The organism is Bacillus sp. NEAU-Y102, from assembly GCF_054788175.1.
This window is the reverse complement of sequence record NZ_JBTWFK010000011.1, coordinates 151,445-178,009: the sequence shown is the minus strand read 5'-3', so window position 1 is coordinate 178,009 and position 26,565 is coordinate 151,445. Positions and strand designations below refer to the sequence as shown.

28 protein-coding genes, 4 pseudogenes and 1 riboswitch are annotated in these 26,565 nt (G+C 35.1%); of the genes and pseudogenes, 23 read left to right on the top strand and 9 right to left on the bottom strand.

The window, feature by feature from the left end:
* The first annotated feature begins 3 nt into the window (after positions 1–3).
* The 11 genes from lepB (ACYFX0_RS24695) to lepB (ACYFX0_RS24645) all read left to right on the top strand — a co-directional run bounded on the left by lepB (ACYFX0_RS24695) (position 4) and on the right by lepB (ACYFX0_RS24645) (position 10,179).
* Complete coding sequence (gene lepB / locus ACYFX0_RS24695; RefSeq protein WP_000662490.1) at positions 4–555, top strand: signal peptidase I; 552 nt, start codon at positions 4–6, stop codon at positions 553–555.
* Between the two features lie 155 nt (positions 556–710).
* A complete protein-coding gene (locus ACYFX0_RS24690; RefSeq protein ID WP_460271982.1) occupies positions 711–1,463 on the top strand; it encodes an IclR family transcriptional regulator in 753 nt (250 codons plus the stop codon).
* 14 nt (positions 1,464–1,477) lie between these two features.
* Positions 1,478–2,191 (top strand): 5-oxoprolinase subunit PxpB, encoded by a 714-nt coding sequence (gene pxpB / locus ACYFX0_RS24685; protein WP_000672272.1) that lies wholly within the window; start codon positions 1,478–1,480, stop codon positions 2,189–2,191.
* The gene (locus ACYFX0_RS24680; protein ID WP_460271981.1) at positions 2,182–3,177 is read left to right on the top strand and encodes a 5-oxoprolinase subunit C family protein; all 996 of its coding nucleotides are present in this window, start codon (positions 2,182–2,184) and stop codon (positions 3,175–3,177) included. The genes pxpB and ACYFX0_RS24680 overlap by 10 nt, the downstream gene beginning before the upstream one ends.
* Before the next feature lie 12 nt (positions 3,178–3,189).
* Positions 3,190–3,951, top strand: a complete 762-nt coding sequence (gene pxpA, locus ACYFX0_RS24675; protein WP_000207324.1) for a 5-oxoprolinase subunit PxpA — start codon at positions 3,190–3,192, stop codon at positions 3,949–3,951.
* Between the two features lie 21 nt (positions 3,952–3,972).
* Complete coding sequence (locus tag ACYFX0_RS24670; RefSeq protein WP_460271980.1) at positions 3,973–4,668, top strand: DUF969 domain-containing protein; 696 nt, start codon at positions 3,973–3,975, stop codon at positions 4,666–4,668.
* Position 4,669: 1 nt separating this feature from the next.
* Positions 4,670–5,632 (top strand): DUF979 domain-containing protein, encoded by a 963-nt coding sequence (locus tag ACYFX0_RS24665; protein WP_106081937.1) that lies wholly within the window; start codon positions 4,670–4,672, stop codon positions 5,630–5,632.
* 15 nt (positions 5,633–5,647) lie between these two features.
* Complete coding sequence (pcp, locus tag ACYFX0_RS24660) at positions 5,648–6,295, top strand: pyroglutamyl-peptidase I (protein WP_000859748.1); 648 nt, start codon at positions 5,648–5,650, stop codon at positions 6,293–6,295.
* A 75-nt stretch (positions 6,296–6,370) separates the two neighbouring features.
* Positions 6,371–7,099 (top strand): NAD-dependent protein deacylase, encoded by a 729-nt coding sequence (locus ACYFX0_RS24655; RefSeq protein WP_142398858.1) that lies wholly within the window; start codon positions 6,371–6,373, stop codon positions 7,097–7,099.
* 323 nt (positions 7,100–7,422) lie between these two features.
* Positions 7,423–9,576, top strand: coding sequence for a peptidoglycan D,D-transpeptidase FtsI family protein (locus ACYFX0_RS24650; RefSeq protein ID WP_044784025.1), 2,154 nt, complete (start codon positions 7,423–7,425; stop codon positions 9,574–9,576).
* Between the two features lie 81 nt (positions 9,577–9,657).
* Positions 9,658–10,179 (top strand): signal peptidase I, encoded by a 522-nt coding sequence (lepB, locus tag ACYFX0_RS24645; protein ID WP_044784024.1) that lies wholly within the window; start codon positions 9,658–9,660, stop codon positions 10,177–10,179.
* Positions 10,180–10,213: 34 nt separating this feature from the next.
* Here the strand turns inward: lepB (ACYFX0_RS24645) and ACYFX0_RS24640 are convergent, their stop codons facing one another.
* A complete protein-coding gene (locus ACYFX0_RS24640; protein ID WP_265736909.1) occupies positions 10,214–10,837 on the bottom strand; it encodes a cephalosporin hydroxylase family protein in 624 nt (207 codons plus the stop codon).
* A 158-nt stretch (positions 10,838–10,995) separates the two neighbouring features.
* Here ACYFX0_RS24640 and ACYFX0_RS24635 point away from each other — a divergent pair, with 158 nt between their 5' ends.
* Positions 10,996–11,520, top strand: a complete 525-nt coding sequence (locus ACYFX0_RS24635; RefSeq protein ID WP_000280180.1) for an NUDIX hydrolase — start codon at positions 10,996–10,998, stop codon at positions 11,518–11,520.
* 180 nt (positions 11,521–11,700) lie between these two features.
* Here the strand turns inward: ACYFX0_RS24635 and ACYFX0_RS24630 are convergent, their stop codons facing one another.
* Entirely contained in the window at positions 11,701–12,462 is a 762-nt protein-coding gene (locus ACYFX0_RS24630) for a class I SAM-dependent methyltransferase (RefSeq protein WP_000817593.1), read from the bottom strand.
* 163 nt (positions 12,463–12,625) lie between these two features.
* Between ACYFX0_RS24630 and ACYFX0_RS24625 the strand changes: the two are divergent.
* From ACYFX0_RS24625 to ACYFX0_RS24600, 6 genes and pseudogenes are all read left to right on the top strand, one after another.
* Positions 12,626–12,999, top strand: a pseudogene (locus ACYFX0_RS24625) (sensor histidine kinase); the annotation flags it as partial.
* A gap of 230 nt (positions 13,000–13,229) precedes the next feature.
* On the top strand, positions 13,230–14,138 hold the full coding sequence (locus ACYFX0_RS24620; protein WP_460271979.1) for an acyl-ACP desaturase: 909 nt from the start codon (positions 13,230–13,232) through the stop codon (positions 14,136–14,138).
* A 216-nt stretch (positions 14,139–14,354) separates the two neighbouring features.
* The gene (locus ACYFX0_RS24615) at positions 14,355–14,816 is read left to right on the top strand and encodes a CarD family transcriptional regulator (RefSeq protein ID WP_000486295.1); all 462 of its coding nucleotides are present in this window, start codon (positions 14,355–14,357) and stop codon (positions 14,814–14,816) included.
* 546 nt (positions 14,817–15,362) lie between these two features.
* Positions 15,363–15,509, top strand: coding sequence for a BC1881 family protein (locus ACYFX0_RS24610; protein WP_000738546.1), 147 nt, complete (start codon positions 15,363–15,365; stop codon positions 15,507–15,509).
* Positions 15,510–15,805: 296 nt separating this feature from the next.
* Positions 15,806–16,039 carry a hypothetical protein gene (locus ACYFX0_RS24605; RefSeq protein ID WP_000340032.1) on the top strand — a complete coding sequence of 78 codons (234 nt, stop codon included), beginning with the start codon at positions 15,806–15,808 and terminating at the stop codon, positions 16,037–16,039.
* 239 nt (positions 16,040–16,278) lie between these two features.
* Positions 16,279–16,512, top strand: a complete 234-nt coding sequence (locus ACYFX0_RS24600) for a YuzF family protein (protein WP_000120816.1) — start codon at positions 16,279–16,281, stop codon at positions 16,510–16,512.
* A 59-nt stretch (positions 16,513–16,571) separates the two neighbouring features.
* Here ACYFX0_RS24600 and ACYFX0_RS24595 read toward each other — a convergent pair whose 3' ends face one another.
* Positions 16,572–16,847, bottom strand: a complete 276-nt coding sequence (locus tag ACYFX0_RS24595; RefSeq protein ID WP_001087712.1) for a hypothetical protein — start codon at positions 16,845–16,847, stop codon at positions 16,572–16,574.
* 426 nt (positions 16,848–17,273) lie between these two features.
* On the opposite strand from ACYFX0_RS24595, the gene ACYFX0_RS24590 reads away from it, so the two are divergent.
* On the top strand, positions 17,274–18,224 hold the full coding sequence (locus ACYFX0_RS24590; RefSeq protein ID WP_001170286.1) for a nucleoside hydrolase: 951 nt from the start codon (positions 17,274–17,276) through the stop codon (positions 18,222–18,224).
* Between the two features lie 117 nt (positions 18,225–18,341).
* Here the strand turns inward: ACYFX0_RS24590 and ACYFX0_RS24585 are convergent.
* The 5 genes and pseudogenes from ACYFX0_RS24585 to ACYFX0_RS24565 form a co-directional block, all read right to left on the bottom strand.
* Positions 18,342–18,831: pseudogene (locus tag ACYFX0_RS24585) on the bottom strand (cytochrome P450); the annotation flags it as partial.
* A gap of 254 nt (positions 18,832–19,085) precedes the next feature.
* A pseudogene (locus ACYFX0_RS24580) lies at positions 19,086–19,396 on the bottom strand (tetracycline resistance MFS efflux pump); the annotation flags it as partial.
* Positions 19,397–19,406: 10 nt separating this feature from the next.
* Positions 19,407–19,847: pseudogene (locus tag ACYFX0_RS24575) on the bottom strand (hypothetical protein); the annotation flags it as partial.
* 33 nt (positions 19,848–19,880) lie between these two features.
* Positions 19,881–20,186: an iron-sulfur cluster biosynthesis family protein gene (locus ACYFX0_RS24570; protein WP_001026197.1), complete on the bottom strand. Its 306-nt coding sequence runs from the start codon at positions 20,184–20,186 to the stop codon at positions 19,881–19,883.
* A gap of 113 nt (positions 20,187–20,299) precedes the next feature.
* On the bottom strand, positions 20,300–21,766 hold the full coding sequence (locus tag ACYFX0_RS24565; RefSeq protein WP_001083394.1) for an amino acid permease: 1,467 nt from the start codon (positions 21,764–21,766) through the stop codon (positions 20,300–20,302).
* Between the two features lie 112 nt (positions 21,767–21,878).
* Positions 21,879–22,070, bottom strand: a riboswitch (Lysine riboswitch).
* Between the two features lie 321 nt (positions 22,071–22,391).
* Here ACYFX0_RS24565 and ACYFX0_RS24560 point away from each other — a divergent pair.
* Positions 22,392–22,841 carry a GNAT family N-acetyltransferase gene (locus tag ACYFX0_RS24560; protein WP_016077516.1) on the top strand — a complete coding sequence of 150 codons (450 nt, stop codon included), beginning with the start codon at positions 22,392–22,394 and terminating at the stop codon, positions 22,839–22,841.
* 39 nt (positions 22,842–22,880) lie between these two features.
* Here ACYFX0_RS24560 and ACYFX0_RS24555 read toward each other — a convergent pair whose 3' ends face one another.
* A complete protein-coding gene (locus ACYFX0_RS24555) occupies positions 22,881–23,891 on the bottom strand; it encodes a sulfite exporter TauE/SafE family protein (protein ID WP_002082558.1) in 1,011 nt (336 codons plus the stop codon).
* Positions 23,892–23,989: 98 nt separating this feature from the next.
* Between ACYFX0_RS24555 and ACYFX0_RS24550 the strand changes: the two genes are divergently transcribed.
* The 3 genes from ACYFX0_RS24550 to ACYFX0_RS24540 are packed head-to-tail and all read left to right on the top strand — an operon-like array spanning position 23,990 to position 26,497.
* Entirely contained in the window at positions 23,990–24,787 is a 798-nt protein-coding gene (locus ACYFX0_RS24550) for a VOC family protein (RefSeq protein WP_016077517.1), read from the top strand.
* A 14-nt stretch (positions 24,788–24,801) separates the two neighbouring features.
* Positions 24,802–25,740 carry an aminoglycoside phosphotransferase family protein gene (locus ACYFX0_RS24545; protein WP_016077518.1) on the top strand — a complete coding sequence of 313 codons (939 nt, stop codon included), beginning with the start codon at positions 24,802–24,804 and terminating at the stop codon, positions 25,738–25,740.
* Between the two features lie 13 nt (positions 25,741–25,753).
* Positions 25,754–26,497: a metallophosphoesterase family protein gene (locus ACYFX0_RS24540; protein WP_000357646.1), complete on the top strand. Its 744-nt coding sequence runs from the start codon at positions 25,754–25,756 to the stop codon at positions 26,495–26,497.
* The last annotated feature ends 68 nt before the right edge of the window (positions 26,498–26,565 follow it).

The following is a 26,565-nucleotide window of genomic DNA, read 5'->3' as shown; positions in this document are numbered from 1 at the left end:
ACGATGAAGGAAAATACGAAGAAAGAATTATTCTCTTGGGCTAAAACGATAGGGTTTACCCTTGTATTAATTGCTATTATTCGCGGTGTTTTATTTACACCTTCTTTAGTACAAGGTGAATCGATGATGCCCACTTTAGAAAATAACGAACGAGTTCTCGTGAATAAGATTGGTTATAGTATAAGTGGATTAGATCGCTTTGATATTATCGTCTTCCACGGAAAAGAAGGGTACGATTTAGTAAAACGAGTAATTGGTTTGCCAGGCGATACAGTTGAGTATAAAAATGATGTTTTATATGTAAACGGCAAAGCGATGGAAGAACCATATTTAAAACAGTTTAAAGAAAAAGCAGTAGGCCGTGTATTAACTCCAGACTTTACGTTAGAACAAATCACAGGGAAAACGAAAGTGCCAGAAGGCCAAGTATTTGTTTTAGGGGATAATCGTGAAGTTTCTAAGGATGGTCGCATGTTTGGCTTTATTTCAGAAGATGAAATTGTCGGAAAAGGACAAGCTGTTTTCTGGCCGTTAAAACAAGTAAGAGCGTTATAAAGTGTGGTGAAGTATGGGAGAGATATTCTTCCATACTTTTTTATTTGCTTAAAATCTATTGATCGAATTGAAAGAATATTTTATAATTTTAAATTATATGTTTGTTTCGAAAAATGGAATTTAAGTTCCGTAATTCGGAACGAAAGGGAGATAGAATGAGTATAAATAAAACGGCAGTTAAGACAATGGATATTTTAGAGTTGTTTTATGAGCATGAAGAGCTAAGTTTAACTGAGATGGTTCAGCTTACAAATATGCCGAAAACATCTGTTTATCGTTTAATTGGCTCGTTAGAAGAGATGGAGTTTTTAAAAAAAAACGAAAAGGGGAAATATCGTTTAGGGGTCGTATTTTTACGGTTCGGTCAACTTGTTTCACACCGGTTATCAGTAAGAAATATAGCAATTCCTTATATGAAAGAACTTAGAGCTAGTTTAGGACAGGCAGTTAATTTAATAATTCAAGATGGTAATGATGCAATTTATGTTGAAAAGATGGAAGGTGTTCAGCCGGTACGCGTGTATACGGCGGTTGGAAGAAGAGCACCACTTTATGCTGGCGCATGTCCAAGAATTTTACTATCATATTTCTCTGAGGAAGAGAAACGGAGATACATAGAGGAAGTGGATTTAAAACAGTTTGCAGATGGAACAATCGTGGATAAGAAACAATTGTTAGAAGTGTTGCAAATGGCAAAAAAGGAAGGCTACACAATTAGTTATTCTGAGTTGGAAAATCATACAGCCGCGATAGCAGCACCCATTTTTGCGAGCGATGGAACGGTTGTAGCAGGCATTAGTATTTCAGGATTAGCAATTGAGTACAGCGAAAGTAACATTTCATATTTTATTGCGAAGGTGAAAGAAACAGCGCATCGCATTTCGAAAGAACTCGGCTTTTTGGCATAGAAAGAGGGAGTAGGATGAAATTTTCTGCGTTAGGGGATCAAGCAATTATTGTTACATTTGGTGAAGAAATTAAGATGGATATATATGAGAAAGTACAGTGGTTATTTCAAGCACTGCAGCAACAGCCGTTTGCAGGAATGATTGAGTGCGTTCCGTCGTTTACTTCATTAGCTGTTTACTACAATGCATATGAAGTATGGAAGAGAAATGAGAGAAGTGAAAGGTCATATGATTACGTTCGTCAGTATATAAAGGAGCTGTGTGATTCTTATAAAGAAGAAGTAAAACAGGATGTGAAACATATTTCTATACCAGTGTGCTACGGGGGAGAATATGGACCTGATTTAGAAGAGGTTGCACATTATAAAGGTTTACAAGTAGAAGATGTGATTCGAATACATAGTGAAACTACATATTTTGTATATATGCTTGGTTTTACACCAGGGTTTCCGTATTTAGGAGGACTATCAAAAGAATTAGAAACACCTAGAAAAGAAACGCCACGATTACAAATCTCTCCTGGTTCAGTAGGTATTGGCGGAAATCAAACAGGTATTTATCCGCTTGAAACACCAGGTGGATGGAATATTATCGGCCGAACACCTATTACTCTATTTAATCCGAACGAAGAAATACCAACATATATTCAAAGTGGTATGTATTTACGATTTATCCCAATAACGAAGGAAGAGTACGTATCGCTTGAGGGGGCTAAAAAATGGATGTAGAGGTTTTGCATGCAGGGATGTTTACAACAGTCCAAGATTTAGGGCGATCTTATTATCAACAATATGGTGTACCTGTTGGCGGGGCTATGGATCAAAGTGCAATTCGGATGATCAATATGTTAGTTGGTAATGAAGAGAATGAAGCGGCACTCGAAATGACGATTATGGGACCTAAATTGTTAATAAAGAAAACGACTTTACTTGCGATTGGTGGAGCAGATATGGAACCGTTACTGAATGGAGAACGTATCCCGTTATGGCGTCCCATTTTAGCGGAAGAAGGTAGTATGCTTTGTTTTGGAAAAGTAAAAAGTGGTTGCAGAGCGTATGTGACTTTTGCGGGTGGCATCCATATTGATCACACTATGGGAAGTAAAAGTACGTACATACGTGCTGTGATTGGCGGTATAGAAGGAAGAATGCTCAACAAGGGTGACTACTTCCAAATTGGTGCACAACCAGAAATGGCGAATCGTTTCATTCAAGACTTACAAAAAAATGAGCGAATAAAAACGAAATGGGCAATTAGCAACAGCGTACTACCAAAATATAAGAAACATCCTAAGCTTCGTGTCATAACTGACTTTGAATACGATCAATTTACAGAAGAAAGTAGAAAGACATTTTTTACGAAAGAGTATAAAGTATCTAATTATGCTGACCGTATGGGCTATAGGGTTGAGGGAGAAGTTTTAAATAGGATTGAAGAAAAAGAGATTTTATCGAGTCCTGTTACATTTGGAACCATTCAAGTTCCTAATGGTGGACAGCCGATTATATTAATGGCAGATAGGCAAACGACAGGTGGCTATCCGAGAATGGGAAATATCATTTCAGTAGATTTCCCTCTTCTTGCCCAGCTAAAGCCGGGGGACTATGTTTCTTTTGAGAAAATTACGCTTGAAGAAGCGGAACAATTGTACATAGAACAGGAAGTAAATATGAATCTATTAAAGAAATTCATCGCTTTACGAAGCTGGAATTAGGAGGAATACATTGTGACTACAATCGATTTAAACTGTGATTTAGGAGAAAGTTTTGGAGCTTATAAAATGGGGAATGATGATGAAATTCTTCCGTTCGTTTCCTCTATAAACGTTGCTTGCGGTTTTCATGCGGGTGATCCGTCTGTTATGCGTCAAACTGTTGAAAAAGCTTTGGAGCATAACGTAGCGATAGGAGCGCATCCTGGATTTCCTGATTTAATTGGATTCGGTAGAAGAAACATGAATGTTTCAGCAAGTGAAGTATACGATTATGTTTTATATCAAATCGGCGCATTAGACGCATTTGTAAAAGCGGCAGGCGGGAAAATGCAGCATGTAAAGCCGCATGGTGCCTTATATAATATGGCGGCAACGGATTCGAAAATTGCAGATGCAATCGCTAAGGCAATTTATCATATGAATCCGAGTCTATCGCTTTACGGATTAGCAAATAGCGAGGCGTTTATACAGGCTGCAGAAAAATACAATGTAACTCTCGTACAAGAAGCGTTTGCGGATCGTACATATAAGCAAGATGGAACGTTAACGAGCCGTACAGAAGAAAATGCACTTATAAAAAATGAAGACGAAGCGATAAAGCAAGTGCTTCAAATGGTGAAAGAAGGCTATGTAAATTCGGTCAATGGAGAGGAAGTAGCAGTTCAGGCGCAGACGATTTGTTTACACGGTGATGGAGAAAAAGCAGTACAATTTGCGGGAAAAATATACAGAATATTCGAACGTAATGGTATTTCTATTTGTGCACCGAAATAAAAAATAGGGGGAAGTGCTGGGATGATTAAATTAATCGGAATACTACTTGTTGCAGTGGGCTTTTTATTTAGATTAAATACACTTTTAGTAGTTATGGTTGCAGGTATTGTTACGGGGATGGTTTCAGGATTAAGTTTTTATGATGTGATCAGCATGTTCGGTAAATTTTTCATAGAAAATAGATATATGTCTATGCCAATTATATTAACTTTACCGGTAATCGGAATTTTAGAGCGTTACGGTTTAAAAGAAAGAGCAGAAGCACTTATAACGAAATCAAAAGGAGCAACAGCTGGAAGAGTATTAATGTCATATTTTACGATAAGAGAATCGTCAGCAGCACTAGGGCTTAATATTGGTGGGCATGCACAAACGGTAAGACCGCTCGTTGCACCGATGGCAGAAGGGGCCGCGCAAGGTAAATACGGTAAACTTCCTGAAAAATTAAGAGAAAAGATTAAAGCAAACGCAGCTGCTGCGGAAAATACAGCTTGGTTTTTCGGAGAAGATATTTTCATCGCAACTGGTGCTATTTTATTAATGAAAGGGTTCTTCGATTCAGTAGGTATGCATGTGGGTGTATGGGATATGGCACTTTGGGGCATTCCAACTGCAATATCTGCACTTATTGTAAGCTGGATTAGATTTAGAAGGTTTGATAAATATATAGAGAAAACAATGAAGGCAGAAGGAAAAGAAGAGAAGGAGGCAATCTAATATGAACATCATCACAATGGATACAATCTATTATATATTAGGGATAATCGTTGCTTTTATCGCTGTTCGTATCGCATTCGATCGTGAACATCCCAACAGATTCGGTTCTAGTTTATTTTGGGCATTGTTTGCAGTTACATTTTTATTCGGAAATGTAATTCCTTCGTTTTACGTTGGCTGTATCGTGCTCGCTATGGTCGTTTTAGCCTCGCTAAATAAAGTAACAAAATCAGAGGAAAAAGAAGTTCCAGTACAAGAGCGTGTAAAACATGCTGAGAAATTAAAAAATAAAATTTTTATGCCTGCACTATTAATTCCTATTTTTACAATTATCGGTACGTTGACCTTAGGGAAAATTAAATGGGGAAATGTCTCTCTTGTTGATCCAGATAAAGTAACATTAGTTGCATTAGCGCTTGGTGCATTACTCGCATTCGTTGCGGCGATGCGTATTACAAAATCAAAAATAACAACGCCTGTACAAGAAGGAAGCAGACTATTACAAGCTGTCGGCTGGGCTGTAATTTTACCACAAATGTTAGCAGCACTTGGCGGTATATTCGCGAAGTCTGGCGTTGGACAAGTTGTTTCAGATTTAGTCGGACAAGTGTTACCGACAGAGTATCCGTTCGTTGCTGTTATGGCGTATTGTTTAGGAATGATGCTTTTCACAGTCGTAATGGGAAATGCATTCGCAGCGTTTGCCGTTATTACTGGCGGAATTGGTTTACCTTTAATTGTTCAAATGCACGGTGGGAATCCAGCAATTATGGCAGCACTCGGTATGTTTGCTGGATATTGCGGAACGCTACTTACGCCAATGGCAGCAAACTTTAATATCGTTCCGGCGATGCTTTTAGAACTAAAGGATAAAAATGCAGTTATTAAAGCACAAGTACCAATTGCTCTTTCAATCTTTATTATCAATATGTTTATTATGTACGGCCTTGTATATCGTTTCTAATTAGGAGGGAAAACTATGAAAACAGTATTATTAACAGGATTTGATCCGTTTGGCGGAGAAAGCATCAACCCAGCTTGGGAAGTAGCAAAAAGTTTGCATGAAAAAACAATTGGAGAGTACACGATTATTAGCAAACAAGTCCCAACGGTATTTCATAAATCAATAAAAGTATTAAAAGAATATATAGAAGAACTAAACCCTGAAATGATTATATGTATCGGACAAGCTGGGGGCAGACCAGATATTACGATAGAGCGTGTCGCAATTAACGTTGATGATGCAAGAATTGCTGACAATGAAGGGAATCAGCCCATAGATGTGCCAGTTGCAGAAGAAGGACCAGCTGCTTATTGGTCTACACTTCCGATGAAAGCAATCGTAAAAAGACTGCAAGAAGAAGGTATACCAGCTTTCGTTTCACAAACAGCAGGTACATTCGTTTGTAATCATTTATTCTACGGTCTCATGCATGAACTAGAGAAGCGTGATAAGAAAATAAAAGGCGGATTTATTCATATTCCGTTCTTACCAGAACAAGCGAGTAAATATCCAGGGCAACCGAGTATGTCACTTTCTACTATTCGTAAAGGGATCGAATTGGCAGTTGAGGTAACGACAACAGTTGAAGTAGATATTGTAGAGGTTGGGGGTGCGACGCATTAAATAAAACGAATTGTACAACACCTCCTGTAAACAACTGGTATAATAAGTATAGGAATATACATAGAGGTGATTTTTGTGCAACAATTTGAAGAAGTACGTTCAATTTTAGAAAAAGCGAAGAAAATTACAGTATTAACAGGCGCTGGTGCAAGTACGGAAAGTGGTATTCCAGATTTTCGTTCAGCAAATGGATTGTATGCTGATGCGAATGTGGAGATGTACTTATCAAGAGGGTACTATAACCGAAGTCCGAAAGAATTTTGGAAGCATTATAAAGAAATCTTTCAAATTAATACGTTCCATCAATATAAACCAAATCGTGGCCATCGCTTTTTAGCTGTGCTAGAAGAACAAGGGAAAGATATTACGATTTTAACGCAAAATATTGACGGTTTACATCAATTAGGTGGCAGTAAGCACGTCATTGATTTACATGGAACACTTCAAACAGCACATTGTCCAAAATGTAAATCAGGCTATGATTTACAGTATATGATTGATCATGAAGTACCGCGCTGTCAGAAGTGTAATTTCATTTTAAATCCAGACGTTGTTTTATACGGAGATACACTGCCGCAATATCAAAATGCGATGAAACGTTTATATGAAACAGATGTACTTCTCGTTATGGGAACGTCATTAAAAGTACAACCTGTCGCTTCATTCCCGGAAATCGCAAAGAGGGAAGTAGGAGCAACAACCATCTTAGTAAATGAAGAGTTAACAGGACAGGAATATAACTTTGATTATGTTTTTCAAAATAAAATTGGTGAATTTGTTGAGGGATTATCTTCAATGAAATAAATTATTAAAAAAACTGAGGTATCCACCTCAGTTTTTTATTTGAATAATCACTGTTTTAAGCCATATGAAAACATTTTGATAATGTAGTAACCAGATCTCTATAATTTATAAAAATCAATTTGCCCCATTTTTCTTTTAGAATAATATTCATGTTATTGTGCATTAAGGGAATGGTAATAAATAGGATAATTAATTAAAAAACTGAAAATTAAATCTTTTATTTCTTTTGTAATTAATATAAAATTCTATATATATCATATAAATAAATTTGATACATAATGATTTTGCGTAGAAATGTTAATAGAATGAAGCGAGGGAGCGAAATGAGACAGAAAAAGGAGCAGAAGAAACAATCGAAAAAGAAAAAGACTCATATTCCTTTTCGGTTAAATGTACTATTTTTTATTGTCTTTCTTTTATTTTCAGCTATTATAATTCAATTAGGTAAAGTACAAATCATTGATGGAGAAACGTATAGAAATGAAGTAAACAAAAAGGAAGATGTAACGGTAAGCACTCCCGTTCCTAGAGGGAAAATGTTTGATCGGCAAGGTCACGTTATTGTAAATAATAAACCATTGCGAACCGTTACATATACGAAAATGAGAGGAGTAGACTCGAAAGAAGTTTTACAAGTAGCAAGAGATTTAGCCAAGCTGATTGAAATGTCGCAAGAGGACATGGATAAGTTAACAGAGACAGATAAGAAAGATTTTTGGATGCAGTTAAATGAAAAGCGGGCAGCAGCGAAAGTAACGAAAGAAGATGAGAGTAAATTTAGAAAGCAAGAAATAGAAGGAAAAGAATTAGATAAAAAAGTAGAAGAACTGCGCCGGGAAAGAATTACACAAGAAGAATTAAATGAGCTTTCAAAGGAAGATATAGAAGTATTAGTAATTAAAAGCAAAATGAATGCGGGATATAAAATGACGCGGCAAATCGTTAAAAAAGATGTAAGTCAAAATGAATATGCTGTCGTTAGTGAAAGATTGGCAAGTTTACCGGGGGTAGATACGACAGTAGATTGGGAACGTGAATACCCAAATGATAAAATACTTCGCTCTATACTAGGTAGCGTTTCTAATGAAAATGAAGGGTTGCCAAGAGAACAATTAGATTATTATTTAGTTCGTGATTATAATCGAAACGATCGTATTGGTAAAAGTTACATTGAAAAACAATACGAAGATGCACTACATGGAACGAAAGAACAGTCTAAAAATATTATGGATAAAGCAGGGAAAATTGTTCGAACAGAAAAAGTGACCGAAGGAAAAAGTGGAAATAACTTAATGTTAACAGTCGATATGGATTTACAGAAAAAAGTAGAGGGAAGCCTTGAAAAGAATTTACGAGCTTTTCATGCTGCAGAGCCGATGATGGATCGTGCGTTCGTAGTAATGATGAATCCGAAAAACGGTCAAATTTTATCAATGGCAGGAAAGAAAATTGTAAATAAAGATGGCGGTATGCAAATAGAAGATTATGCATTAGGAACGATGACAAGTTCTTATGAGTTAGGATCAACTGTAAAAGGTGCTACTTTATTAGCTGGATATCAAACAGAAGCGATTAAGCCATATACACATTTCTTTGATGCACCAATGTATTTTAAAGGAAGTTCTAAGCCGAAGAAATCGTGGAAAGAATTTGGGGATATTGATGATTTAAGAGCTTTACAAGTTTCATCAAACGTTTATATGTTTAATACAGCTTTAAAAATGGCAGGCATTAATTATGTCCCAAATAATCCATTAGATATTAAACAAGAAACATTTAATAAAATGCGCTACTATTTTAGACAATTTGGCCTAGGTGTGTCGACTGGTATTGATCTGCCAAATGAAGCAATCGGTCAAGTAGGTAGAACTGATAACATACCCGGATTTTTACTTGATTACGCGATTGGACAGTATGATACATACACGCCTCTTCAGCTTGCGCAATATATTTCCACAATTGCAAATGGCGGTTACCGAATGAAACCACAAATTGTACAAGAAGTTAGAGAGCAACCGAATAGACCAGAGGATGTAGGAAAAGTCGTTCGGTCGATTGAACCAGTTGTATTAAATCGAGTGGATATGGACACTTCGTACATTAATCATGTAAAAGAAGGGTTTAGAAGAGTTTTTCAAGAAGCTGACGGAACAGGTACCGGAACGTTTAAAGGTTTACCATATAAACCAGCGGGAAAAACAGGAACAGCTGAGACAGTATATGGTGGAGAAAGTGATATTGGAAGAGATGAGAATAACAACCGAAAAAAATGTTATAATTTAACTCTTGCCGGTTATGCACCATATGATGCTGATCCGGAAGTAGCTTTTTCAGTTGTTGTACCATGGGTGAATGATGATAAATCAGGAATTAATTCTGCGATTGGTAAAGAGATTTTGGATGCGTATTTTGAATTAAAAACAAATAGATCAAATACAAATTCAATTCCAGTAGAACAACCGAACAAGGCACAGTAAAAATAGTATCACTGCATGGAAACATATTGTGCAGTGATATATTTTTTGAGTTAAAAAGCGCTTTATAAGGTGGGAATGGATATGAAAAAGGAAATTAAGAGAGGCTGGGGAAAGTACATACTATTTATATTGGTGATGGTAATAGGCTACCATTCTTTTACTTTATGTAAAGTGGAAGGGGAATCGATGCACCCGACTTTATATGAAGCAGATTACGTATTTGTAAATAAAGCAGTAGTACGTCTTTCTAATTTACAACGCGGAGAAATTGTTATTATAAAGGAAGCGGATGAATCGAAATATTATGTGAAACGTGTAATAGGGCTTCCGGGTGATGTAATTAACATAACGAACGGAAAGGTATATGTGAACGATAAAAAGCAAGAAGAACCATATACGAACAAAGATTTATTTAACAACACACAAGTGTTTTATAACTTTCAAAAGACAAAAATTCCGCCAAATAAGTTATTTGTAATGGGAGATAACCGCGAAGTAAGTAGAGATAGTCGAAATGGCTTAGGATATATTGAAGAAGATAACATAATTGGCAAGGTGGAATTCGTATATTATCCTTTTTCAAAAATGAAAATGATAGAATAAGTGGGGGAGAAGCAAAACCCCACTTATTAAAGTTTCACTTTATTTTCTTTAAAAAACCTTTTGGATTAAATGATATGAAAAATTTATGTTTAGACTCGTCGATTATGAAGTTATTATTTTTAGTTAAAAACTCATCCACAGCCTCCATCGGACCAGGACCCCAATCGGGAAGAAGCGGATTTCCATTAATGGAGGTATCTTCTACAATCATATAACTGCCAGTAGTGACGATAGATTTATATAGTAATAGTTCTTTGGATACATGCTCTTTACTATGATCAGAATCTAAAATAACTAAAACCACATCATCAGGTTTGCGCATGCTTACTATTGTTTGGACGGCCTGCACAGAAACAGAAGAGGCTGTTAAATACGTAATCCGATTATGTGATGGCCGATTTGGCTGCGGAGTTATATCGATAGTAAGTACGTGACCTTTTCCAATTAAATCTAACATAGAAGCTAAATACAGTGCACTACCACCGTGAAAAGTCCCGCATTCAATAATTAAATCGGGCTTTAATTCATAAATAATTTCTTGATACAAAAAGAGGTCAGAGGGAAGTTTACAGATTGGAACTCCGAACCAGTGTGTATCGTTTAACCACACGAGGCTGTTGTAATATTGGTTTAGAAATTCATTGCTTATATTATCGATTTTAAATTCTCCTTTCTAAAAAGGATTCTCTCGTTTGACGTAAAGTGTTTACGCATGAAAGTTGTACTATATATTATGTAGTAAAGAATTGTAAGGCGAGTGTTTTTACTTGAAAATAAGCCAAATAACTCATGTGGAAAATGAAAGGAAATGATTGTATGTACAAATACACAATTTGTTTTATTAGAAAAAGCGATAAAATACTGCTATTAAATAGAAATAAAAAGCCGAATATGGGGATGTGGAATGGTGTTGGAGGAAAAATAGAAGATAATGAAACGCCATACGAAGGAATAATTAGAGAAACGTTTGAGGAAACGGGTATAGAACTTTCAAGTGTAATGTATAAAGGGACTGTTGGTTTTAAAGGTAAAGATGAGCCCCAGGCTAGTGAAGGAATGTATGTGTTCGTTGCTGATTTGCCAGATGGAATGCAAATGAATACACCATTTCGTACGGCTGAAGGATTATTAGAATGGAAAGAAATTGATTGGATATTAGATGGTGATAATAGAGGTGTTGTTAGCAATTTACCAAAATACTTACCGACAGTATTAACAGAAGAAAATAAGTTAAAACATATATTCACGTATGATAACCGGAATATTATTCATTACACAACTGCATGTTTGACGGAAGATGATGCGAATAAGCGATATGAAAAACAACTCATTTCTCAATAGAAGAGGATAGTGAAAAATCACGTTTTTGCTCTCATTATATATGCGAGGTGATTATATGTTTCAGAAATACAATTCATTGGTCAGAATTGTAATATATATGATATAACTTTTCTTATGGTGAAAGAGTAGAGAATATACGTAAACGGAACAAAAAGGAGGTGGCTTTGCCACCTCTTTTTGTTAGCTACGAATCGCCTTAATTATAAATCGATGTTGATTCACATCTAAATATCCTTTTTGCAAAATAATCTCATGTATACGATATAACTCCTCAAAGTACTTTTCGACAGTAAAATCAGGAATTTGCCACGGAATTGCTTTTAAATAATAGATGATAGCGCCAATATCATAAAAACGTTGGAAAGGGAATTCTTCTTTTGCTTCTAAAATAGTAAATCCATTTTGGTTTAACTCACTGCATGCAGTTTCGAGAGACCAATTTGCAAACTCACTATTTAGAGGCGTACCCAATTGTTCATTAAGTTCAACGCAATCAAGACCGCCAACTTGTTGTGTAAGAAATATTCCATTAGGAGAAAGTATTCTATTTACCTCAGAAGCAGAATAGGATTCATGTTGATTCAGAATGAAATCAAACTGTTCATTTTGAAATGGTAAAGCAGTATCATCACTTACTGCCACAACTGTAACCCCTAAAGGTTCTAATTTCTTCTGAGCAATTGGCACGTTTGGAGCGTAGCCCTCAGTAGCGAATGTAGTTGACGGGAACGGTTGTAACATAGATAAAAACTCTCCGCCACCAGTACCCATATCGAGCATTGATTCTGCACGTTGCATAAGCTGAAAAGCAGTACTGCCGTACGACCACGATAATGGCTCGCTCTTCATTCGACCCGTTTCTGAAATGAAAGAAAAATCCCAGCCACTAAAGTTCGTATTTGCACTTTCTAATAAAGTTAAAAATAATGGATCACGTTTCATAAATTTGTCCTCCTATTTTTTAATGGATAATATGATGAGAAAAGAAAAAGGGAGGACCTCTTATTAAAATGAAGCAGTTTTATGTTTCATGTTCGAATAGATTCATATAAATTCGCTCCTTGTGAGAATGGTTATTTATATATTCGGGATAAATAAGTGGAAATCCTTTGATCAAGAGCTAGGGAATTTAGTAGATATGACTAAGGAAGTTCTAAATCGCTTGGAAAGCATGATAAGTGATAAAAATATATTAATTGGAATGCACCGAGAGAAATAATCGTTATTCACGAAAAAATATAGATGGAGGAAGCTTTGTTAAACCTGTTGAAGAATGCAATAGAACATTCTAAACCAGGTGGTAACATAATGATTCAGGTCAAAAATTCTCCAATCTATATCGAACTAGTGATCCAAGATTTTGGAGAGGGAATTTTAGCTGAAGAATTACCTCATATTTTTGAACGATTCTATAAATCAAGTAGTTCTAAAAAGCTTGGCTCGAATGGAATTGGGTTGGCACTTGTCAAAGCTATTATTTAGGCTAACTAACATATTGTATGTTTCAGTATCTATTTTATAAAAAAGAAAATAGATGTAACGGTCCTCCTTTTAATAAAAAAATCCTATAAAAATATAGTGCTCTTAAAAAATTTTGTTACAAATTTGTTTTGTTTGACTTTAAAAAAGGAAAGTAATATTTATTTGTAGAAAATTTTTAAGGATAAAAATAGGATGAATATCCATGGTAAGAAAAAGGGGGCACTTAAATGTTAACAAATGATTTAGATTTTCGATTAGAACCACGTTTAAAAGAACTGTATGAACAACATAAAATAAGAGCGCAGAAGATAGACTGGGCTTATCATGAGTTTTTACCATGGGATAAGGGAATGGACTTTAAAAGAGTTCCTTGGGATGAAAGTCAAGTTACTCTCCCTTCTGGTGTAATTACGGCCATTGAAACAGCTTTATTAACAGAAGTGAATTTACCATGGTTTACAACGTATTTATCTGCGACTTTTAAAGGTTCCCTTTCTGTTATTACAGACTTTATTCATACTTGGACCTCAGAAGAGGATCAACATTCGAATTTATTAGAGACATATTTACTACTCACTCGAAGTGTAAACCCTAAACGTATACATGAATTAAGAAAATCAGTCGTTGAGTGTGGATTTGAGCCTGATTTTCATACACCAATCGAAGCCATGACATATACGACGCTACAAGAACTTGCAACAATGGTGTTTTACAATAATGTAGCTAAGGTGGCAAGTAAGCATGATCCAGATCTTGCTACATTATTACGCCGTCTTGCAAAAGATGAAATACTTCATTATGCGTTTTATCGAGACGTCATTCGAACACATTTAGAATTGGAACCAAATTATTGCTACCATATTGCCAATGTGATTAGGAATTTTAAAATGCCAGGTGCCGTCATGCCTGATTTTGAAAATAGAATGGCTGTGATTGCAAAAGAAGCAAACTATGGCCCACTACAATATTTTGATCAAGTACTTGATGTAGTGGTTGAGTATTGGGGGTTAAAAGATTTACGACCAATTGCCCCTCTAGCAGAAAAAGCAAGAATTGAGATTTTGGAGTATCATATAAGATTGAAAAAAATACGGGATCGATTTGGCCGTTTTCAAGGGGAAATTGATCTACGTTAATGGGTGGAGATTTCAGGATATACGCGTATGGATTCCCTTTTCTTTTATTGGAAATCTCGAACGCTCTTTGGTATTTTACGGCTGTTTTACTTGATTTAACTTTTGAAGAAAAAAGTAATTGACACCTAAAATGAACTTGTGATATTATTAAATATTTGATAAAAAACAACATATGTGTTAAGCTTGAAAAGGTTACCACATATGGAGGTGGATTATATGTTTCAAATTGGCGATAACATTGTTTATCCAATGCACGGAGCAGGTATAATTGAAGCCATAGAAGAAAAAGAATTCTCAGGGGAAAAACAACAGTATTATGTCATCAAAATGTCAATCAGTAATATGCAAGTCATGATTCCTACGGGTAAAATATTGAATTCGAATATACGCCCAGTTACTGATATACTTGCATTAAAACACATTATACACATTTTTCAGCATGAAAAATCATGTAAATTACTGCCGTGGAAACAAAGGCATAAAGTGAACACGGACAAAATAAAAACGGGTGAAATACAAGAAGGTGCTGAAGTTGTACGCGATTTAATGCGTATGAAGAAAGAAAAAACACTGAATACAAGTGAAAAAAAATTGTTGGATGATGCATATAAGTTTTTGGTCAGTGAACTAGAATTAATTAAAGGAATCACTGAAAATCAAATAAAAAGTTTCTGTTAAGGTTTATTATAGATAATGTATTATATCTCCCGAAAACATCCTGAATTTTTCGAGAATATGATGAGTATTAAAAGTAAATCATTTCAAAGACATTCAATTTCTTCAACTCACTTTTAGAGTAGGAACCTCTTTTGTTATTACTTCAATCTAATCCATTTTTATTTTTAAATTTATTTTACGAACATTCGAAGTTTCATTAAATAACTCGATTAAATAGTCACTTGATTTTTGCAATCCTGATTCACACTGGCACGGACAAGGAGCCGTAAGGATGAAAGAGAGGTAGGGCTTTCATTGTTTTAGGTAATATACTATCTAAGTCATTATTTCTAGAAGAAAAAACAATCAATCTCACCGCCAGCTTTAAGAGTTCCTTACATCTACTGAGACAGTGAATAGTAATTGTTTATCTTCTTTACGTAAAATTGATAAACGAACTGGTAACACCATATGGTAAACTACAAAAAATGGTTTCCAGACCAAGAAACCATTTTTTATTTTATTTACATAACAATAGTAAATTAAGCAGTAAGAAGGAGTCCGCACATGAAAAAAATGTTAACAAAAGAATTAAGTAATGAATTAAAGAAGCGAGAAGGGATTATTTCTATTACAGTTGAGCCTTATGAAAAAATCGAAGTTGGTGGAATTCGTGTAGATGGACCAGCTATTATTCTAATTAATCAAGAATAGGTAAAAATAGTTGCATGCAAGGAGAAAAGGATCAGCCTTTAAGAAAAGGGGGATCCTTTTTGCTTGCTGCAGCTAATATGGGATATACATAACTTTTATCTGATGTGTTGGGGTTAAAAGGAAGGAGAGGATGGAGATTATCATGGTGGAAAGCTTAATATTGGTAGGATTTCTTTTTACGTTATATAAATTAGTTGATAAAAAAACAAACTAATTATTTAAAACGATAGATTGTTTCCTTTTTAAGGCCGAGATTTATCTGAGAGTGAAATGGATCATCTAAAGGAGGAATTAAAATGGATGCAAGGAAAGAACGCATAAAATACGAGAAGATGTCAAAGAATTATGATCGTATTTATTTAGTTTCGTTTATCCTATTAATTGTACTTGTTTGTAGTAGTGTGATTATCATAGGAGCTACAGGCGGAAAATATGGAGTGTTTTTATTGTTAGCAATTTTACTTAACGCACGTATTACGAAAGAATCTCAAAAAAAGTATGAGCACTATTCTAATAAAGGGCGTATTTAAAATGATACATAACCAGAAAGGAACAACCTAGATGTATATTCAAAATATCCCTTTATCATCTCCTATTAACTAGTAAAAGTAACTTTATATAAATCATTTTTTTAGCAATGTAGAAATAGAAACCGTACCCTATTAAAATGTTATTTCCGTCCATATAATGAATTATCCTTCTAGCATATTTATAAGATTTATATCATATATTAGTAGAAAGAATGCAAGTTAGAAAGGAGTTTTATAGAATGAGTTATTTGGAGGGAAATGACTTTAGTAAACAAAATATGGTAAGTGTGCCTAATCCCTATGTATATCAGACATTACAATCAGTAATTGGTAAACATGTGGTTATTGAAACTGTAAGAGGCAATATAAGAGGTAAATTAAAGGATGTGAAACTAGATCATTTGCTCATTGAAGATACGGTGCCATATATTGTACGCATTCAACAAATTGTATGGATTATGCCAAAACAATAATCACATGTAATTTGATTTATAATAGATTAGCATTATAAATCAAATAAAAACACAGGGTTTTATCTCTGTGTTTCTTCAAATTTTCGTTTTTGGATATATGCTTGAGCATGGATAATTTCTTTCTGAAGTTCTTTTAATTCTTCCGTAGATCCAGATTCAATCCTCATGTACGTAGTAACTAGACTAATCATCATATCCATCTTCTCTACTATATTTTGAATGACCTGTTCAGATTGCTCTTTTTTAGGGTGTTGTATTGCTATTAGAGCATTTTCTATATAATTGTTCTTTCTTTGCTGGATATCATAAATAAACTGTTTTGTGTTTGAGTTCATTTGTTATTCCTCCGTTTTGGATATACTTCTATTCTATCATATTTGAATGGTGAATATTAGATTCCCCTAAATATACACCTGTCACATACATCTCCTCAAATATAGAAACTAATTCCTTAACGTACAGGGAGCTAATCAAAATATGTTAATTTTGTGTCTAAACGTACAATTTTCGTTTTTGATATGGTGAGCCCTAATTGTAGTGCCCAATCCGATGTAAATTCCTCAATAACAACAGATTTTTCCATATCTCTAATACCCTTATGTATTTTGTGCTTGAATATAATATCAGATTTAGATAAGCAAAACTATTTCAAGTGAATAGAATCCACTCTTTAAGAATACATAAAAAATATATATACAAGCGTATTCTAATCACTGCATCATTGGTGAAAGTAGAATTCTATAAATTTTGGAGGAAGAGATATGCAAAAAAAGGTTCTCCTGTTTACAGATTTAGGGATTGATGATGCGTTTGCTATACTGTACACCTTTTTTCGTAAAGACATTCAACTTGTAGGAATTGTGGCCGATTATGGAAATGTATCAAGAGAAGATGTAATAAGAAATATTAACTATTTAAAGTACATTGCGGGAAGAGAAGAAATACCTGTATTCCTTGGTGCTTCTGTACCGTTGACAGGTATAGTGATTCAGTATTTCCCTGAGGTACATGGAAAAGTTGGATTAGGACCTATTATTCCACCTGAAATTTCATATCCAGTTTATCCTTTAAATGATATTTATCAAATTATAGAATCAAATTTAGAAGATCTTACAATTATCAATTTAGGAAGACTTTCTTCGCTAGCTACGACTTTTGTATTAAATTTAGAAACAATGCGAAATGTAAGAGAATGCATTTGCATGGGGGGAGCTTTTTTCTATCCAGGTAACGTAACTGCTGTGGCTGAAGCTAATTTTTACGCAGACCCGTATGCAGCAAACTTAATTCTGCAGCATGCAAAGAACTTGACGATTATTCCTTTAAATGTGACTCAACACGCGATTGTTACACCCGAAATGGTCCAGCAAATTGATGCATTTCATCGGAGTACACAGGATCTTGCAGGACTCATCATCAAACCTATGTTAGATTATTATTATAATTTCTACTCCAAGTCTAATCCTGGTATAAGTGGAAGTCCTATGCATGATTTTGTAACAGTTTGGTATTTGCTAAATCAAGACGCTGTTAGTCTTTCAAGAGTACCTATTAAAGTAATCCCTGATCAAGGAGAAGGATTTGGTCAAAGCATTGCAGATTTTCGTTTTGTTACTAATCCAGGCTATAAAACGCATAATGTAGCTTTTCAGTTTGATTATGAAAAATTTAAGAAAGATATTATGGAAACGTTCCTAAAGAAGAGAGTGTAATAGACTTTATTAACTTCAGATAATACGGATTATGAGAATCAAATGTCACTTAACTTAACTGTAAATATCAAATTAACAAAACAAGTTCCCCTAAAATAAAAAAGACGTTGACTTCTCTATGTAATTAACTGTCGTTTCATGTCCAGCGATGATGAATAGCCAAATTGTCGAAAGAAGCTCGTTCTTATTCAACTTGTTTTCTTGCTCTCTTGTTTGAATGAGATCGTTTATCAAATCAGAATCAGGATTTAGACGCTTTTCGTTAAGTAATGTCTCAATGTAATGAATAAACTTTTAAGTGTTGTTTTAACTTCAGTTCCCTGAATAGGTTCCACAGAGGTGTCCATGAGTTTTTTGTCTATTTGCGGAACTGGTTTCGATCAGTGGCGGGAATCCCAAGCACCTCTGAAATGAAAATAATGGGTAGTGGTTAAGCAAAATCTGCAATAATTTCCATCTTTCCTTGTTCTTGTACAGCAACTAACAATTCGTCGGCAAGTTGCTGAATACGGGAACGAAGGTCCTCAATCATACGTGGTATAAAGGGTTTAGAGACCATCCGACGCAGGCGAGTATGATTAGGAGGATCTACCGTAAGCATATTCGGACTCTAGATTCTACAACATTTCAACTTACAGACAAGTTTTCTTGACATATACATTATTTTAGACAAGCCTTTTATAATGCATATAGGGTAAATTGTTAAATTTTGATTTTTTATATGTAAAATGATAATAAAGTTATTTAATTTCAAAAGTCCAAATAAGTATAACCCGATCTAAATTTAGATCGGGGTTAAAAATATAGTTGTTTAATCTTGATGTAAGAAACGTCACTAGATTGAAAAATATAACAAAAAAGTTATTGAAAAATGAATCTTTTCACTTGATATATATTTCTTCTGGAGCATTTATACATTTTCATAGTAACCAACCAGCTAATCAATATGATTCCTGCAAAAAGTAATAGTAAATTACTATACAAATGAGTGAAAGAATTAGCATTCATAGGTAGTAATTTTCGGTTTAGCAAATGTATCGATAATAATCCACCTACAATCGCAATCCCCATTCCTTTCGTTAGAAAGCCTGGGAAATTAAGCAAACTCATTCTAGTACCAGCAGCCTTTTGTTCCAAACTACTGAAACACTGATAGAGATAACTGTTTTGGTCATGAACTCACTGTTGTAATATGTCTAGTGTGTCTTCATGGTATGTTTCAAGAAAAGGCCGAATGGCATATTCAGCGTTATTCCTTTTCGTTATTTCATACATGGTGTTGAATGAGGTTTCAAAATCGTTCAGACCATATTTTTCAACGTATTTTGCGATAGGCATGTACATATATCCGTTTGTGAATGTGCCTACTTCTGTTGTATTTTCTGGTCCTAATGTTTTCAGTAATATATGTATTGCTACATTAAAATCTTTTTGTAAAGCATTGTGTAATTCATCTGCTATTACTTCAATACGTTGTTTTAACTCTAAATTTTCAACTTTATATGTTACAGAATCTACAAAGATTCTTTTAGAAAAATTAGGATCGTGTTTACAAATAGAATCAGCTATTTTCTCTGCTAATTCTTCATTAAATAAAAATTTTAACGGAACATATTTACCCATTTTTTCACCTCGGTGGTCAAATGAAAACAATTTTTATTTTTTAATCGACAATCCATAAACTAAAGTCTCACTCGGAGTCGTAATACTAAAACCTGTCGTCTTATAATCAAGTTTCACTGTATCACCAGTGTATTCTTTCGTGAATGAATCCATTTGTACGATAAGCTCTACATCTTCATATACAACATCATCTGCGTTATATGTATCCCAAATTAAATCGACATCAACGAAAATACTACAAGAGTTCGTCATTGTTCCTCTAATGCGAACGATCTTTTTATCTTCACGTTCTAATCTACGTATAGCTGCTTTTGCTTCATCAGTAATACGAATGTTCATTGTATCCCAACCTTTATTTATATTTCCTTTATTATTGCAAAAACAGGAGCAATAATAAAGGAAAGAGGTTTGCAACAAAAAACGAGCAAACAAATTTGTTTGCTCGTTTCACTTTATTTTAGTTCACATTTATCAAGTGGAATCACTTTTGTTTTTTTCGTAAATTTATAACCTAACCATAGTACTAAGAAGAGTGGTAAACCGATGTAAGAAACGAGTACACCGTTCCAATCAATTGCTTCACCCATAAATGCGCCGTAGTTTTGTCCTAAAATTACGATGATACAAAGTGTAAATGCGAAGATTGGACCGAATGGGAACCATTTTGCTCTATATGGTAAGTCTTTTAAATCTTTTCCTTGTGCGATATATGCTTTACGGAAACGGTAATGACTAATTGCAATTCCGACCCATGCGATAAAACCAGACATTCCAGATGCGTTTAATAACCAAATGTATACAACACCGTCACCGAATAAAGAAGCAATGAAAGCAATACTACCAACAATTGACGTTACGATTAATGCGTTAACAGGTACACCGCGGCTATCTAATTTACCAAGAAACTTTGGTGCTTTTCCTTGGCGAGCTAAATCCCAAAGCATACGAGTTGATGCATACATACCAGAGTTACCAGCAGATAGTACAGCAGTTAAAATAACAGCGTTCATAACAGAAGCAGCAAAGGCAACGCCCGCTTTTTCAAAAATAAGTGTAAACGGACTTACTGTTACATCACTTGCAGCAAGGCTTTCAGTTGTATAAGGAATTAGTAAACCGATAACGAGAATCGCAAGGATATAGAATAAAAGAATACGCCAAAAGATTGAACGAATTGCTTTTGGGATATTACGTTCTGGATCAGATGTTTCACCAGCAGCTACTCCTAATAATTCAGTTCCTTGGAAGGAGAAACCAGCTGCCATAAATACACCGATAATTGCCATGATACCGCCGTTAAATGGTGCATCTGCAACTGTGAAGTTTTTAAATCCAACAGTTTCGCCGCCCATAATTCCGAAAATCATCATGAAACCAACAATTAAAAAGATAATAATAGTAACTACTTTAATAAGTGCGAACCAATATTCAGATTCACCAAACCCTTTAACAGATAAATAGTTTAAAAGGAAAATAATAGCTAAACATAATCCACTCCAAATAAGAGAAGGAGTATCTGGGAACCAAAATTTCATAATTAATGTTACAGCTGCAAGTTCAGCAGCAATCGTAATTGCCCAGTTATACCAATAGTTCCATCCAAGTGCAAAGCCAAGTGATGGATCAACAAATTTTGTTGCATACGTACTAAAAGATCCAGTAACAGGCATGTAAGCTGCAAGTTCAGCTAAGCTTGTCATTAAAAAATAAACCATAATTCCAATTGCGGCGTATGCAATTAATGCGCCACCAGGTCCAGCTGTATGGATGACACCACCGCTGGCAAGAAATAGTCCGGTACCAATTGTACCACCGAGAGAAATCATCGTAAGGTGACGAGATTTTAATCCGCGTTTTAATTCACCTTGTCCTTGTGTAGTTTGCGTTTTAGAGGTAGATTGATTTGTTGCGCTATTCATGTTCAACACTCCTTTTCTTGTAGGTTAGGAAGGAGCGGGGGAGAAAAATACAAAAAACCGCCAAAGGAATTTGGCGGAACGTTTCACAAATAACCACCCCATCATACCCTTCCGTTAAGATAGCACCCCACGTTTACACGGTAATTTGTAAACGTGACAGTTCTGTTCCTTTCGGAGACAGCCCCAGCTCATATTTCCAGAGAAGAAATATAAACTTCGGCAACCTTTCCTTTCAAACGGAGTTGGTGACATTCTCTGTGTCTCGTCCGTTTTACTCATAAAAGTCGCAACCTCTACCTCATCGGATTGATGAGGATTTGATATATTGCTAAGATTTTTAATATATGGCAATTGTAATGACTTTCTGAATATATTGCAAGATATTTTGTTAGGAAAAGTCAAAAAATATCGGTTATTGTATAGGAAACGCTTGCAAAACTCCACCCGAACCTACTATTATGTAGCAATAAGCAAAGAAAAAATTGTTATACAAATGTTTCGCAAAAAATATTGAAAAACCCTCTAAATTAAAAGAAAATTCAGAAAAATATAATTCGACATTCATGATAAAGTCATATTATTTGTTATAATTAGAGTAACGTTTAAGTAAAAAGGGGAAATCAATATGAAATTAGAAACAGAAAGGCTCTATATAGTGCCGTGTACAGAAGAGAGGATTCAAATTGCTAACGAGCAAGGATACAATAGCGGTCCGCATATTGTAGGGCATGTAAAGAATGTAAAACAAGATGCAGCTATATTACCATGGGGCGCGTGGTATGTTCTTCGGAAAGAAGATGATAGCGTTTTAGGTGATATTGGGTTTAAAGGGAAACCAAACGAGAATCAAACAGTAGAAATTGGCTATGGATTTATTGAGAAATATTGGAATCAGGGCTATGCAACAGAAGCTGTAAGAGAACTAATCGATTGGGCTTTCAAAACAGGAGAGGTAGAAACAATAATTGCAGAGACAATCCTAGATAACTATAGTTCGATTCGTGTTTTAGAAAAGTTACATATGAAGAGAGTAAATGCTACAGAAACGATGATTAATTGGAAAATAGAAAAATAAAAAATACCGCTCGAAGTATATCGGGCGGTATTTTTATCGTTATGGTAGCATTTGTTTTTGATCATTCGGATATCCGGCTGTCGATGCGTTAGAACGCTTGGAATGATTGCGAACAGCAATGAAAATAGAAATAATAACGACAAGACCAACTGCCACGTAAGAAAGTGAAATAATAGTTGGATCCACTTTAAATGTAGTCAGCAGTGTACGTATATTCGTAAAGATAATAAGACCACCAACTAATACCCCAAGTAAATGTGCTGGAACGATACGAACTAACCATGCAGCAATTGGAGCTGCGACAATACCGCCAAGCATTAAGGCAAATACCCAAACCCAGCTTACTTGTTCCCAGCCAAGTGAGATGAAGAAACCAATTGTTGCAGCGAGTGAAACAGGAAATTCACTCGTATCTACAGATCCAATAACTTTTCTAGCTTCATTTCCTCTTGCTAGAAGAACGGGTGTCGTAATCGGCCCCCAGCCACCGCCACCAGTTGAATCAACGAATCCAGCGAATAAACCAAGCGGCACAAGTTGTTTTGCAGACATACGCTTATTTGAAGCAACAATTTGTTTTTGAAGGACGAATCGTAATAAAATATAAACCCCTAAAGTAAATAAAAAAACGGAAATGTACGGTTTAATTACATCGCCAGGTAAATTACTTAAAAAACATGCCCCAACAAATGCACCAATTGCTCCAGGTAATGTAAGTCTGGAAACTGTATATTTATCAACGTTTCCAAATTTGATATGAGATGCACCGGAAGCGGCGGTTGTAACGACTTCAGCTAAATGAACAGAAGCGGAAGCTACAGCCGGTGCGATACCAAACATTAATAATAGTGAGGTAGATGTTACCCCATACGCCATTCCAAGTGCCCCATCAATCAATTGAGCGAAAAATCCGATAATAGCAAAGACAATTAATTTCTGCATAAATAATCCCCCTGTAATAATAAATGAAAAAGGCACTTTTCCCGTATGAGAAAAGTGCCTTTGGTTTTTCCAATCAGCAATAATTAAATTTGTTTCATTATAATACATATTAATCGTATAAATCAACTGGGTTTTAAAGTTTTTTGAATTGAATGAAAGAAAAATAAAATATACAATAAAAGGATGGAGAGAAAGGGGAGAAGGACATGTTGCGATTTGATCATCTAGTACACGCCGTACATTGTACACCGGAAGAAGCGGCAAAACAAATGCAGGCGCACGGATTTTATACTGCAATAGGTGGAGAGCATATTACTTGGGGTACTTGGAATAGTTTATGTTATTTTGATTTATCATATATCGAATTTTTAGCAGTGCAGCATGAAGAAAAAGCGAAAGAAGCAGACAATCCATTAGTACAAGAAACAGTAGTGAAATTACAAGACGGAGAAGGAATGCTGCAAATCGCAATTCGAACAGATGCAATTGAAGAGCTAGCAGTAAAGTTTAGTAAGCACGGTTTACATACGATAGGACCATTTGAAGGGAAACGTATGAGAAAAGATGGCCGCCTTTTAGAATGGAAAATGTTATTTGTAAAGCAAGAAGAGAACGGACCGAAATTACCTTTCTTTATACAATGGAATGAAACGGACGAAGAAAGAAGAAATGATTTACGTAACATTGGAACAATCACGGAACATAAAAATAAAGTACAACAAATTGAAACGATCCATTATGCAGTGAAAAACGTTCGAGAAACGGTGCGGAAATGGAAAGAAGTAATGGGGCTATCTACAAGCTCAGTTGTGAAAAGTGAAAAATGGAATGCCGAGTGTCAAAGTGTAGTATTTGGAGATATTCATGTGCAGTTTTGTGAGCCGATTGGAGAAGGGCTAGTGCTAGAACATCTGAATAAGAATGGCGAAAATCCTTTTGCAGTGGAGTTTAAAGGTGAAAATAAACGAGAGCATGAAGTGCTAGGTAGTTTGTACATATATTGATAGAGGTGAACTTTGTGAAGGAAACGCTTAGAGAGATAGAGAGAAAACTAGAATGGCCTCATATTGTAAAGTGTACAGCTATATCAAAAGGTTTTTCACATGAAGAGAAATATAAAATAGAGTTAGAAAACAGAGTAACATATTTTGTAAAAGTATGTGATGCTGTTCATTTTGAACGTAAACAAGAAGAATATATGTATATGAAACAATTAGAGTCATTACATATTCCAACGCCTAAGTTAATTCATTTTATAAAACTTGAACAAATAAATAAATGTGTTCAAGTATTTGAATGGATCCAAGGTATAAATGGTGAAGAAGGTTTAGGGAAGCTATCCGTGGAAGAACAGTACCATGCAGGAAGAAAAGCAGGAGAAGTACTAAAGAGGATTCACTCAATTGGAAGAGAAAGTGCAAGTAATAAATGGGAAACGGTTCGATGGAATAAATACGAAAGATACGTAGAAGCGTTAGCAAATTATGAAATAGACTTCCTTGATTTGAAGCCAGTATTAAGATTTGTAGGGGAGCATAAACAATTATTGAAAAATCGCCCTATTACCTTTTTACACGATGACTTCCATCCAGCAAATAGTATGATTCATAATAAGGAGTTTATCGTTATCGATTTTGGTGGATATGATTTTGGTGATCCAATACATGATTTTTATAACGTAGCGATTTTTACTACAAGAATAAGTAAACCATTTGCGGTTGGACAAGTTCACGGATATTGCGGAGGCGAACCGTCGCTTCATTTTTGGAAACTGTACTCATTATATGCAGCAATGACATTCCCAGCTGATATCGTATGGACAAACCGAAGCACGCCACATTTAGTAAATGATATGAAGGAAAGATTGAACGGAATTTTAGAAGATCATAATCATTTTTCATCCTATATTCCAAAATGGTATCAATCACAACATGAGGATATAATAAACTATAAGTAATGGAGGGATTCATTTGGATAAAATAGCGGTAATTTCAGATATACATGGTAATATTCCAGCATTAGAATCTGTACTGCAAGATATTAAATTAAGAGGAATCGAGCGCGTCGTGTGTCTTGGAGATTTAGTCGGAAAAGGTCCTCATTCTAGCGAAGTGATTGAAATCATTCGTAAAGAATGTGAAGGAGTTGTAATGGGGAACTGGGATGATTTCATTACAAAACCGACTGAATTTGAAACGTTAAAATGGCATCAAAAACAATTATCGGAAGAACAAAATGACTATTTAAGAAGCTTACCATTTTCAATCGAATTTTTTATGAGCGGCAAACTGATCCGTATGTTCCACGCTTCACCGAGAAGTTTATATGAAAGAATTCAACCACATGCCTCAAGAGAAGAGCGTATTAGTATGTTCGAAAATAGTGAGCTCACAGAGAATATAGAAGGGGAAAGAAAACCAGATGTCGTTTGTTACGGTGACGTTCACCAAGCGTTCGTTCAAAATTTCAGAGGGAAAACGTTATGTAATGCCGGTAGCGTAGGAAACCCACTTGAAATAACACAAGCTTCCTATTTAATATTTGAAGGAACTTACAATGAAAAAGAAGCAGCGAGCTTTTCTATTCAACTCGTACGAGTACCGTATGATATTGAACTAGCCATCAGACTAGCAGAAGAACTCGATATGCCAGAAATTGAAGAATACAAACAAGAATTACGGACTGCTTTATATCGAGGGTTTAAGGGAAAGTAAGCCAATCATAATATATCAACGATTTTTTTCGATATATCGACGATTCGAAAAAGAATATTGACTTGCCG